This window comes from Streptomyces sp. NPDC059696 (assembly GCF_042733745.1).
Lineage (GTDB): Bacteria > Actinomycetota > Actinomycetes > Streptomycetales > Streptomycetaceae > Streptomyces.
On record NZ_JBHWFG010000015.1, the window covers coordinates 143,735 to 155,478 of the forward strand.

Annotated in this window: 11 protein-coding genes; 2 read left to right on the forward strand and 9 right to left on the reverse strand. The window is 72.4% G+C overall.

The genetic code is table 11. The features are described 5' to 3' along the window. The first annotated feature begins 165 nt into the window (after window positions 1-165). Entirely contained in the window at window positions 166-621 is a 456-nt protein-coding gene (locus tag ACFV20_RS18595; protein ID WP_385657888.1) for an ATP-binding protein, read from the forward strand. A 151-nt stretch (window positions 622-772) separates the two neighbouring features. Here ACFV20_RS18595 and argF read toward each other — a convergent pair whose 3' ends face one another. From argF to ACFV20_RS18620, 5 genes are all read right to left on the reverse strand, one after another. Next, window positions 773-1,780 carry an ornithine carbamoyltransferase gene (gene argF, locus ACFV20_RS18600; RefSeq protein WP_385657890.1) on the reverse strand — a complete coding sequence of 336 codons (1,008 nt, stop codon included), beginning with the start codon at window positions 1,778-1,780 and terminating at the stop codon, window positions 773-775. 95 nt (window positions 1,781-1,875) lie between these two features. Then, window positions 1,876-3,099 carry an arginine deiminase gene (locus ACFV20_RS18605; protein ID WP_385657892.1) on the reverse strand — a complete coding sequence of 408 codons (1,224 nt, stop codon included), beginning with the start codon at window positions 3,097-3,099 and terminating at the stop codon, window positions 1,876-1,878. 202 nt (window positions 3,100-3,301) lie between these two features. Then, window positions 3,302-5,878 (reverse strand): polynucleotide kinase-phosphatase, encoded by a 2,577-nt coding sequence (locus ACFV20_RS18610; protein ID WP_385657894.1) that lies wholly within the window; start codon window positions 5,876-5,878, stop codon window positions 3,302-3,304. After that, window positions 5,875-7,338: a 3' terminal RNA ribose 2'-O-methyltransferase Hen1 gene (locus tag ACFV20_RS18615; RefSeq protein ID WP_385657896.1), complete on the reverse strand. Its 1,464-nt coding sequence runs from the start codon at window positions 7,336-7,338 to the stop codon at window positions 5,875-5,877. Before ACFV20_RS18615 ends, ACFV20_RS18610 begins: the two co-directional genes overlap by 4 nt. A 158-nt stretch (window positions 7,339-7,496) precedes the next feature. Next, window positions 7,497-8,420 carry an LLM class F420-dependent oxidoreductase gene (locus tag ACFV20_RS18620; protein WP_385657898.1) on the reverse strand — a complete coding sequence of 308 codons (924 nt, stop codon included), beginning with the start codon at window positions 8,418-8,420 and terminating at the stop codon, window positions 7,497-7,499. A 240-nt stretch (window positions 8,421-8,660) separates the two neighbouring features. Between ACFV20_RS18620 and ACFV20_RS18625 the strand changes: the two genes are divergently transcribed. Further along, window positions 8,661-8,906, forward strand: coding sequence for a hypothetical protein (locus ACFV20_RS18625; protein ID WP_385657945.1), 246 nt, complete (start codon window positions 8,661-8,663; stop codon window positions 8,904-8,906). Between the two features lie 60 nt (window positions 8,907-8,966). On the opposite strand, the gene ACFV20_RS18630 is transcribed toward ACFV20_RS18625, so the two are convergent. From ACFV20_RS18630 to ACFV20_RS18645, 4 genes are all read right to left on the reverse strand, one after another. Continuing rightward, window positions 8,967-9,437, reverse strand: coding sequence for a DUF6099 family protein (locus ACFV20_RS18630; protein ID WP_385657900.1), 471 nt, complete (start codon window positions 9,435-9,437; stop codon window positions 8,967-8,969). Window positions 9,438-9,635: 198 nt separating this feature from the next. After that, a complete protein-coding gene (locus tag ACFV20_RS18635) occupies window positions 9,636-9,995 on the reverse strand; it encodes a nucleotide pyrophosphohydrolase (protein ID WP_385657901.1) in 360 nt (119 codons plus the stop codon). Then, entirely contained in the window at window positions 9,988-11,211 is a 1,224-nt protein-coding gene (locus tag ACFV20_RS18640; RefSeq protein WP_385657903.1) for an ATP-binding protein, read from the reverse strand. The genes ACFV20_RS18635 and ACFV20_RS18640 overlap by 8 nt, the downstream gene beginning before the upstream one ends. Window positions 11,212-11,284: 73 nt before the next feature. Next, window positions 11,285-11,680 carry a cell division protein SepF gene (locus ACFV20_RS18645; RefSeq protein WP_385657904.1) on the reverse strand — a complete coding sequence of 132 codons (396 nt, stop codon included), beginning with the start codon at window positions 11,678-11,680 and terminating at the stop codon, window positions 11,285-11,287. Between the last annotated feature and the right edge of the window lie 64 nt (window positions 11,681-11,744).

Sequence of the window (11,744 nt, forward strand, 5' to 3'; positions counted from 1 at the left end):
ATCGTCCACACCGGCGTAACGGTGGGAGCAGCGGTGCGCGGCGACGCGTCCACCTGGGTAAGCCGTCCGGCATGGAGGCAAGGGCGCCTCCGACGGTGCCCCTCGGACGTCTGCGAAGAGCGGCGCCGTACCATTCATCAGGTTGACAGCAGGATCTCCTGCGCCATGAACGGACCCGCCTTGTACGAACTCCCCTCAGCCCCCGCCTCCTGGCGCATCGCGCTGCCGCACACCACGGCGGCGGTGCCCGTGGCCCGCGCCCTGGTCCGTACGGCGCTGACCGAGCTGGACCACGGGGCGGACTGCGACACCGCGGAGCTGCTGACGGCCGAGCTGGTGGCGAACGCCGTGGAGCACACCACGGGCGAGACGCCCATAGAGCTGGTCGTGGAGCTGATGCCGTCGGGCTGCCAGGTGGAGGTGCACGACACCGACCCCTCCCCGCCCGGTGACCTCACCTGTCCGCTCGGCGGCCCGCCCGACCCCTGGCAGGAGCACGGGCGGGGGCTGCTGCTGATCCGCACCCTGAGCTCCTCGTGCGGCCACCGGCCGACCGAGTCCGGCAAGGCGGTCTGGTTCCGGCTGCACGCGGTACCGGCACAGCGGCGCCGGACGGCGTGAGCGCCGGCCCGGGAGCCGTTCGGGCCCGGCACCGGCCGGGGTGACCGCGGGTGCGGGGTCCGTTCGGGCCCGGCACCGGCCGGGGTGACCGCGGGCGTGGGGTCCGTTCAGGCCCGGCGCCGGCCGGGGTGACCGCGGGTGCGGGGTCCGTTCAGGCCAGGGTCGCCACCATGACCGCCTTGATGGTGTGCATCCGGTTCTCCGCCTCGTCGAAGACGACCGAGTGGGCCGACTCGAAGACCTCGTCGGAGACCTCCAGGTACTCCAGGCCGTAGGCCGCGTGGATCTCCTGGCCGACCCGGGTGCCGAGGTCGTGGAAGGCCGGGAGGCAGTGCAGGAACTTCACGTCCGGGTTGCCGGTGGCGCGCAGGACGTCCATGGTCACCGCGTACGGCGTGAGGGCCGTGATGCGCTCGGCCCAGACCTCCTTCGGCTCACCCATGGAGACCCAGACGTCCGTGGCGACGAAATCGGCGCCGCGGACGCCCTCGTCCACGGTCTCGGTGAGCGTGATGCGGGCCCCGCTGACCCCGGCGAGCGCACGCGCCCGGTCGACGATCTCCTCGGCCGGCCAGTACTCCTTCGGCGCGACGAGCCGCACGTCCATGCCGAGCAGGGCACCGGTGACCAGGTAGGAGTTGCCCATGTTGAAGCGGGCGTCGCCGAGGTAGGCGAAGGAGACCTCGCTCAGCGGCTTGGCGCAGTGCTCGGTCATGGTCAGCACGTCGGCGAGCATCTGGGTGGGGTGCCAGTCGTCGGTGAGCCCGTTGTAGACGGGGACCCCCGCGTGCGCCGCCAGCTCCTCCACCTTCTGCTGACTGTCACCCCGGTACTCGATGGCGTCGTACATCCGGCCCAGCACCCGCGCGGTGTCCTTGACCGACTCCTTGTGCCCGATCTGGGAGCCGAAGGGGTCGAGGTACGTGGTCGAGGCGCCCTGGTCGGCGGCCGCGACCTCGAACGCGCAGCGGGTGCGGGTGGAGGTCTTCTCGAAGATCAGCGCGATGTTCCGGCCCTGGAGGTACCGGGGCTCGATCCCGCCCTTCTTGGCGGCCTTGAGGTCGGCGGCCAGCTCGACCAGGCCGCGGAACTCCTCCGCGGTGAAGTCCAGCTCTTTGAGCAGATGGCGGCCCGCGAGGGCGGTCGGGACAGTCGCCATGGGGGCGCTCCAGGGATACGGGGGACACAGACTGCTGGAATACTATACGAAAGGCAGCATGCCTATACGAGGGCTTCCCGGGGCGGGGCCGCCTCCTACACCGGATCACGTTCGACCGGGCAGCTCATGCACCGCGGCCCGCCCCGGCCGCGGCCCAGCTCGCTCCCCGGGATCTCTATCACCTCGATGCCCTGTTTGCGCAGGTGGGTGTTGGTGGTGGAGTTCCGCTCGTAGGCGACGACGACTCCCGGTTCGACGGCGAGGACGTTGCAGCCGTCGTCCCACTGCTCGCGCTCGGCCGCGTGCACGTCCTGGGTGGCGGTCAGCACGCGGATCTTGTTCAGGCCGAGGGCGGCGGCGATCGCGCGGTGCATGTGCTCCGGCGGATGGTCGGTGACCTTCAGCTCCTTCTCGCCGACGCCCGGCTCGATGGTGTACGAGCGGAGCATGCCGAGGCCCGCGTACTGGGTGAAGGTGTCGCCGTCGACCATCGTCATCACGGTGTCGAGGTGCATGAAGGCACGCCGCTTGGGCATGTCGAGGGCCACGATCGTCTCGGCCGAACCGGCGGCGAACAGCTTGTGCGCGAGCATCTCCACGGCCTGCGGGGTGGTGCGCTCGCTCATGCCGATGAGCACCGCCCCGTTGCCGATGACCAGCACGTCCCCGCCCTCGATGGTCGACGGGTAGTCGGCCTGCCCCTCGGACCACTCGTGGAAGGTCTCGTCGCGGAACAGCGGGTGGTGCCGGTAGATCGCCTCGAAGTGCACGGTCTCGCGCTGCCGGGCGGGCCAGCGCATGGCGTTGATGGACACGCCGTCGTAGATCCAGGCGGAGGTGTCGCGGGTGAAGAGGTGGTTGGGCAGCGGGCCCAGCAGGAAGTCGTCCAGCTCCATGACGTGGAAGCGCACCGAGGAGGGCTCGGGGTTCACGTCGAGGAACTCGCGTTTGGTCATGCCGCCGACCAGGACCTCGGCCAGTTCCCGCGCGGGGAGGTTCTCGAAGGCGGCTCTGAGCGGGTCGGTGGCCAGCGGGCCGTACTCCTTCTCGTCGAAGACCCGGTCCAGGACGAGGGATCTGGCCGCCGGGACCTCGAGCGTCTCGGCCAGCAGATCACCGAAGAGGTGGACGGCGACACCGCGGTCGCGCAGCACGTCGGCGAACCCGTCGTGCTCGGCGCGGGCCCTACGCACCCACAGCACGTCGTCGAAGAGCAGCGAGGTCTTGTTGCTGGGGGTGAGCCTTTTGAGCTCGAGATCGGGCCGGTGCAGGATGACTCGGCGCAGGCGCCCGGCCTCGGAGTGGACGTGGTATGCCATGCATCCATCCTGACCGCCGGGGCCCGAGTTGACGCACGTCCCGCAGGTTTCGACGCGCTTCTGTTCGCGTCGGGGTGACGACAAGGGGGGCGCGGGGGGTGCGGCGCGGCGGCACCGCAGGGGGCGCCGGGGGAAGGGCCGCGCTCCTCCCCCGCCCCGCCCGGCCGGGCATCCGGTCACCGGGTGCCCGGCCGGGCCCTCGCTACAGCCGCGGGTCCACCGGCTCCGACTCCAGTGCCAGCACCCCGAACACCGCCTCGTGCACCCGCCACAGCGGTTCGCCCCCGGCCAGCCGGTCCAGGGCCTCCAGGCCCAGGGCGTACTCGCGGATCGCCAGGGACCGCTTGTGGTTGAGGAAGCGCGAGCGCAGCCGGGCGAGGTTCTCCGGGCGCGTGTACTCGGGACCGTAGATGATCCGCAGGTACTCGCGGCCCCGGCACTTGATGCCGGGCTGCACCAGGCGGCCCTGGCCGTCGCGGACCACCGCGCCGACCGGCTTGACGACCATGCCCTCACCGCCGCGGCCGGTCATCTCCAGCCACCAGTCGACGCCGGCCCGGACCGACTCCGGGTCAGCGGTGTCGACGTAGAGGCGCCGGGTGGTCTGGAGCAGGCCGCTGCCGTCGTGCTCGACGAGCCGGTCGAGCAGGGCGAGCTGCTCGTCGTGCGGCAGGCCGGCGAGACTGCGCCCCTGGACCGCGAGGATCTGGAACGGCGCCAGGCGCACGCCCTCCAGACCGTCGGTGGTCCAGCAGTAGCGGCGGTACGCCTCGGTGAACGCGGCGGCGTCCGTGGCGCGTTCACCGGTGCGGGTCAGCAGCCCGGCCACGTCCACGCCGCGTGCCGCCGCCCCCCGGAGGGCGGCCAGCGCCCGCGGGAGCACCGCGCCGGACGCGGCGCCCACGGCGGCGTACTGCGACCGCAGCAGCCCGGAGGCCTTGAGCGACCACGGCATCAGCTCGGCGTCCAGGAGCAGCCAGTCCGTCTCCAGTTCGTCCCAGAGACCGGCCTCGCCGATCGCCGTGCGCAGTCGGTCCAGGATCTCCTCGGTGAGGGCCTCGTCGTCGAGGAAGGGGCGGCCGGTGCGGGTGTAGAGGGAACCGGTGGGGCCTCCCCCGCTCTCGGCTGCGCTCGAGCGGGAGGTACCCCCGACGCCGAAGCGCGTGCGGGCGGCCTCCGCGTCGCGGCACACCAGGGCCACCGCCCGCGACCCCATGTGCTTCTCCTCGCACACGACCCGGGCGACACCGTCGTCCCTGTACTGGGCGAAGGCCTCCTCAGGGTGCTCCAGGTAGCCCTCGACCTGACTCGTGGCCGTCGGGGCCATGGTCGGCGGGAGGTACGGCAGCAGCCGCGGGTCCACCGCGAAGCGGCTCATGACCTCCAGGGCGGCCGCCGCGTTCTCCTCACGGATCGCTATGCGGCCCTGGTGCCGGGTCTCCACGACCCTGCGGCCCCGCACGTCCGCCAGGTCCAGCGGGCGGCCGTCCTGGCCGCCGGGCGCCTCGGAGCGCAGCGGCTTCGTCGGCTCGTACCAGACCTGCTCCGCCGGGACGTCGGGCAGCTCGCGCTCCGGCCAGCGCAGCGCGGTGAGCTTGCCGCCGAAGACCGCGCCGGTGTCCAGGCAGATGGTGTTGTTGAGCCAGGTCGCCTCGGGAACCGGGGTGTGGCCGTAGACGACCGCGGCCCGGCCCCGGTAGTCCTCGGCCCACGGGTAGCGCACCGGCAGGCCGAACTCGTCGGTCTCCCCGGTGGTGTCGCCGTACAGGGCGTGGCTGCGGACCCGGCCGGAGGTGCGGCCGTGGTACTTCTCGGGCAGACCGGCGTGGCAGACGACCAGCCGGCCCCCGTCGAGGACGTAGTGGCTGACGAGGCCGTCGAGGAACTCCCGCACCTCGGCGACGAACTCCTCGCTCTCGCCCGCCATCTGCTCGATGGTCTCGGCGAGGCCGTGGGTGTGCTGGACCTTGCGGCCGCGCAGGTACCGGCCGTACTTGTTCTCGTGGTTGCCGGGCACGCACAGGGCGTTGCCGGACTTCACCATCGCCATGACGCGACGCAGCACGCCGGGGCTGTCCGGGCCGCGGTCGACCAGGTCGCCGACGAAGACGGCCGTACGGCCCTCCGGGTGGACCCCGTCGACGTAGCCCAGCTTGCCGAGCAGGGCCTCCAGTTCGGCGGCGCAGCCGTGGATGTCGCCGATGATGTCGAACGGGCCGGTGAGGTGGGTCAGGTCGTTGAAGCGCTTCTCGGTGACGACGGTGGCGTGCTCGACCTCCTCGACGCCGCGCAGGACGTGCACCTTGCGGAAGCCCTCGCGCTCCAGGTGCCGGAGGGAACGACGCAGTTCGCGGGTGTGGCGGTGGATGACCCGGCGGGGCATGTCGGCCCGGTCGGTGCGGGCCGCGTTGCGCTCGGCACACACCTCCTCGGGCACGTCGAGCACGATCGCGATGGGCAGCACGTCGTAACGCTTGGCCAGGTCGACCAGCTGACGGCGGGCGTCGGACTGCACGCTGGTGGCGTCCACGACCGTGCGGCGGCCGGCGGCCAGGCGCTTGCCCGCGATGTAGTGCAGGACGTCGAAGGCGTCCTTGGTGGCGCCCTGGTCGTTCTCGTCGTCCGAGACGAGGCCGCGGCAGAAGTCGGAGGAGATGACCTCGGTGGGCTTGAAGTGCCTGCGGGCGAAGGTGGACTTGCCGGAGCCGGACGCCCCGATCAGCACCACCAGGGACAGGTCGGTGACGGGCAGCACGCGCCCCTGCTTCTCGTCGGTCATGCCGCCTTCGCCTCCTTCGGGGTGGTCATCGTGAACACGGCCATCTGGGTGGGCGGTCCCACCTCGGGGTCGTCGGGACCCACGGCGACGAACTCCACCGCGTAGCCGTGCCGTTCGGCCACCGCCTCGGCCCAGGCGCGGAACTCCGCCCGGGTCCACTCGAAACGGTGGTCGCCGTGCCGGACGTGCCCGGCCGGGAGGGACTCCCAGCGCACGTTGTACTCGACGTTCGGGGTGGTCACGAGGACCGTCCTCGGACGCGCCGAGCCGAACACCGCGTACTCCAGGGCGGGCAGCCGGGGCAGGTCGAGGTGCTCGATCACCTCGCTGAGCACGGCGGCGTCGTAGCCCTTGAGCCGGACGTCGGTGTAGGCGAGCGAGCCCTGGAAGAGCTGGACGCGGGAGGCCTGCCGCTCGCCCATGCGGTCCAGCTTGAGCCGCCGTGAGGCGATGGTGAGCGCCCGCATGGACACGTCCACGCCGACGATCTCGGTGAACGCCGGGTCCTTGAGCAGGGTCTGCACCAACTGGCCCTGGCCGCAGCCGAGATCGAGGACCCGGGCGGCCCCGGCCTGCCGCAGTGCCGTGACGATCGCCTCCCGGCGCTGCACGGCGAGCGGGGTCGGCTTCTCCTCGGCCTCGGTCTCCGCCTCGACGGCGTTGTCGATCTCCTCGACCTCGCTGTCGTCGGACTCGGCGAGCCGCACCAGCTCCAGGCGCTCGGTGGCCTGCCGGGTCAGCGACCAGCGGCGCGAGAGGTAGCGGCTGGTGATCAGCCGCTGCTCCGGGTGGCCGGGCAGCCAGCCCTCACCGACGCGCAGCAGCTTGTCGACCTCGTCGGGGGCGACCCAGTAGTGCTTGGCGTCGTCGAGGACGGGGAGCAGGACGTAGAGGTGGCGCAGGGCCTCGGCGAGGGTGAGCGTGTCCGCCTCCAGGACGAGGCCGACGTACCGGGAGTCACCCCACGCGGGGAACTCGGCGTCCAGGGCCACCGGTTCGGCGGTGACGGTCCAGCCGAGCGGCTCGAAGAGCTTGCGTACGAGGTCGGCGCCGCCGCGGGCGGGCAGCGCGGGCACCTCGACGCGCAGCGGCCTGGCCTGGCCGGGCAGCTCCGGACGGGCGTTGCAGACACCCTTCATCGCGCTGGAGAAGACGCTGCTCAGCGCCACGGCGAGCAGGGACGAGGCCGCGTAGGGGCGGTCGTTGACGTACTGCGCGAGGACCGCGTCCGGGGCTCCGCCGCGTCCCTTGCCCTTGCCGCGCCTGACCAGTGCCACCGCGTCGACCTCCAGCAGCAGCGCCGCCGTGCAGCGCCCGGCTTCGGCCTCGGGGTAGAGGACGTGGGCGGTGCCGTAGGAGGTGGAGAACGCCTGCGCCTTGTCGGGATGCTTGTGCAGCAGGTAGCCGAGGTCGGTGGCGGGGCGTTCCGGCGTGCCGGTGGTGGTGATCGTCAGGAACATGCGGAGGGCCTCTCCGGCTGGGTGGATGTGTTCGGTGCCGTACGTGCGAGAGCCCCCAGGAATGGTGATCCTGGGGGCTCGGCAGGACGACGCCCACAGCTTCGCACACCTGTGCCCACCAGCGCCTTCGGATATCGAGGGCGCCCGGGTGGGACCGGTTACGACAGCTGCGACTGCACCTGCGCGGAGATCAGTTCCAGGTGGTCGAGGTCGTCCAGATCGAGGACCTGAAGGTAGACGCGGCTCGAACCGGCCTCGGCGTAGCGGCCGATCTTGTCGACGACCTCGGCCGGGGAACCGGCCAGGCCGTTGAGCCTCAGCTCGTCCACCTCGCGGCCGATCGCGGCGGCCCGGCGGGCGACCTCCGCCTCGTCCCGGCCGACGCAGACGACGAGGGCGTTGGAGTACGTCAGGTCGTCGCCGCCGCGGCCGGCCTCCTCGGCGGCGGCGCGGACCCGGCCGAACTGGCGCTCGCTGTCCTCGACGGAGGCGAAGGGCATGTTGAACTCGTCGGCGTACTTCGCGGCCAGCCGCGGCGTGCGGGACGGGCCGTGGCCGCCGACGAGCACGGGGATCTTCCGCTGGACCGGCTTGGGCAGGGCGGGAGAGTCCGTGAGCTCGTAGTAGGTGCCGTGGAAGTCGAAGGTCTTGCCGGACTCCGTCGCCCACAGGCCGGTGACGATCTCCAGCTGCTCTTCGAGGCGCGCGAACTTCTCCTTGGGGAAGGGGATGCCGTAGGCCTTGTGCTCCTCCTCGAACCAGCCCGCGCCGAGGCCGAGTTCGACGCGGCCGCCGGACATCTGGTCGACCTGGGCGACCTGGATGGCGAGCACGCCGGGCAGCCGGAAGGTGCCGGCGGTCATGAGGGTGCCGAGCCGGATGCGCTTGGTCTCGCGGGCGAGTCCGGCGAGGGTGATCCAGGCGTCGGTGGGGCCGGGCAGGCCGTCCACGGCGCCCATGCGCAGGTAGTGGTCGGAACGGAAGAAGGCGTCGAAGCCGAGGTCCTCGGTGGCCTTGGCGACGGTGAGCAGAGTGTCGTAGGTGGCCCCCTGCTGGGGCTCGGTGAAGATGCGAAGATCCATGCCCTCCATCCTGCCCCGCCGGGACGGACGATCACGGGATCGGTCCCCCGTCCACGCCGGTCCCCGGTCGGGTGAAATTACGTCAATACCGCAGCCGCCGCCCGGCCGGGCCAGTGACCGGCTCCGACGATGATCGTTGGCTCGGGCGGAGCCGGAGCCCCCGGCTTCCGCGCCGGGGGGTGGACCGCCGGGGCGTCACCCGCGCCGGCCTCACCGGGCCGGGGGCCGAGGAGGCCGTCAATGTCCGAAGAGACCGTGCCGCAGCAGGGCGGGACCGGGCAGCCGAAAGGGCTGTTGCAGCAGATGGAGGAGCTGATGGCGGCGTTGAACGCGGACCTGTCGGTGTTGGAAGCTGATCTTCAGGCGTCGGGAGACGCGGACGTGCAGACGGCGGGGGGCGTGGACCTGCAGACGGCGGGGGACGTGGGCGCCCGGGCGGTGGGAGACACCGAGCGCGCGGCGCTGGAGGAGGGGCGCGCGGGCTAGGCCACCTCGTGTTCATGGCCTGACACCGCCCCAAGGCCCGACACTGCGCTCCCGGCAGCCCTACCCCGCTTCCCGCTCCGGCAGGGCCTGTTCCCGGTCGGCGAGTCTGCGGAGCATTTCCCGGACACGGTCGCGGGACTCGTCCGCCGCGTCGATGGCCTCCATGCACTGCCAGTAGGTGCCCTCGTCGTCCGCGGCGCTGGCCAGGGCGACCAGGGCGATTCCGACCTCGCCCAGGAGGCCGCCGAGGTACATCAGGGTGTGGTGGGCGTCGCCCAATTCCGTGAGCTGACTCGCCCGCAGCTCTCCGGGGGCGAGCTCCGGCGGGTCGAGGACACCGCAGCCCCGGCCCGCCAGCTCCGTCAACCCCAGGGCCTCACCGCGCAGTTCGGGTGGTCCGGCGACCGCCAGGCGGCTGCCTATCGCCTGCGCGAGGGCCTGCGCCTGCCACACCTCGGCCAGGGTCTCCCGCGCGTCGCCGCCCGCCGCCAGGGACCGCCTGCTCGTCACGATGAGCCGCACCGCGTCCATGCGCTGCCCCCGTCTTGTCCGACGCGCTGCGCGCGTCCGTCTGCCCGCACTCCCTTGTTCACTACCCAGCGTGAGGTGGTGTGAGACGAAAAGCCAGAGGAAGGCGGAAAATTGCGGACAACAATTCGGATTCAAGCGGCGACACGGCTACGCAGAGTACAAGTGGACTTTGCTGTTCCAGGCAGCGGGCCGGTACCGCTAGATCGGGAACCTCCGCTCGTTGCGGTCGATCTTCGCCTCCAGTGCGGCCAGCGGGTCGATGCCGAGCACCTCGCACAGCTGGAGCAGATACGCGAGCACGTCGGCGACCTCGTCCCTGACGCGGTGCGCGGTGTCCGGGTCGGCCATCACCCGCGCCGACTCCTCGGGCGTCAACCACTGGAAGATCTCGACCAGTTCCGACGCCTCGACGCTGAGGGCCGAGGCCAGGTTCTTGGGCGTGTGGTACGGCTGCCACTTCCGGGCGGCGGCGAACTCGGCCAGCCGTCGCTGCAGGGTCGCCACGTCCGGGGGTGCGCCGCTGGGGCCGGGCTGCGATGCGTCCAGTGGATCAGTCACGGTCCAGGTGTACCACCGTGACCCCCTCCGTCCCCGCGGCACACGAACCGTCGCCGACCGCGCCGACGAGCCGGATGTGCCCGCGCTCGCACATCCGGGCCGCGAGGCCGAGCAACTGCCGCTGCTGGCAGGGATCCAGGCCACGGTCGAAGCCGTCGGCGAGGATCGTGAGCGTCTGGAGTGCGGCGGGCACCTCGCCGGCCGGATCGACCTCCAGCACACCGGGCCCGGTGAGAAGGACCAACGCGAAGGCGAGGTAGCGGAGTTCACCGTGCCCGAGTCGCCCCAGGTCCGTGTGGAGGCCGTCGCCCCGGTCGACCGCGGCGGCGACCGTCCCGTCGCCGTGCAGCCGGGCGAGCACGTCCGTCACCGGCCCGGTGCAGCCGGCCCGGGCCGCCGCCACGAACTGCGCGTGCCGTCGCCCGCACTCGGCGCGAGTGCGCCACAGCACGTCCGCGAGATTGCCGCAGCCTCCCAGGAGACGGCCGGACCCGGCCGTGACGGGGCCGCGCATCAGGGCGGGCTGGGGGTCGCAGGCGAAGGCGGAGCGCAGGGCCACCACCATCTGCTCGGCGGCCGCCAGCACCCTGCGCTGCCCGGGCGTCTTGCCGGCGACCCGCAGGGGCAGCAGGGCGGTGCCGAGCCGGTCGTCCGGGAGCGGGCCGCGGGTCACGGGCGTCGGCCCGGCCGTGTGCCAGGCGGCCTGCACGGCGCGCTTGCCCGGGTCGCGCAGGGCGGTCTCCAGCAGGATCAGGCCATCGGCCGTCAACCGCTCCCCCACGACGCGCAGTTCGGGTTCGGCCTGGACGGCCACGTCGAGGCGGACCGGGCCGGCGGGGCCGTCGGCCGTGCAGCCGATGCGGAAGCCGCGCCGGCGCTGCGCGTCGGGCCGGGCCCGCTCCGGTACGCAGGCCACGGGGTCGGGGAAGGCCGCACCGAGTTCGGCGCCGCCCCCGAGGCGGGCGAGTGCCTCGTACGCCCGCAGCGCGCTGGTCTTGCCGCAGCCGCTCCGACCGGCGAGGAGGGTGAGGGGCCCGAGCGGGAACACGGCCCGGCGGTGGGTGGTGAAGGCGGCCAGGCGCAGTTCGGTGACACAGGGGCGGTCAGGGCGGTCAGGGCGGTCGGGGCGGTCAGGGCGGTCGGGGCGGTCAGGGCGGTCGGGGCGGTCAGGGCGGTCGGAGGGTACGGGCGCGGTGGGGGGAGCGGGCTGGGTCATGTCGGGACCGTAGGGTTCCGCGCGGGGGACGAACCGTTCCGTCGTCGAGGGCTTCCTACGATCGGGTTACCGCCTACACCCCGGGCAGCCCGGCCCCTTCCATCAGCCCCGTCACCTCGGTCCCCGCCGGCGTCAGCAGGAACACGTTGCGGTCCACCCGGTGCATTCCGCTGGCCAGGCCGAAGACCACGCCCGTACTGAAGTCGAGGACCCGCTTGGCGACCTCCGTCTCCGCGCCCGTGAGGTCGAGGAGGACGGGGACGCCCGCCATCAGCCGCTCGGCGACGTCCCGGGCGTCGGCGAAGACGTTCACACGCAGGACGACGAAGCGGCGGCGGGTCTGCGTCTCGGCCTCGGGTATGGACCGGTGGCCGACGGCGGACGGCCAGGCGTCCCGGCCCCGCAGTGGAACGACCTGGGCGAGCCCCTCCCACTGTTCGTCGGTGACATCGTGGCTGTTCACCGGCATGCTCCGTCCTGGCTCGCGCTCGCTGTCTGCATCGGGCAATTCTTGCGCAGAGTCACCCGTTCGG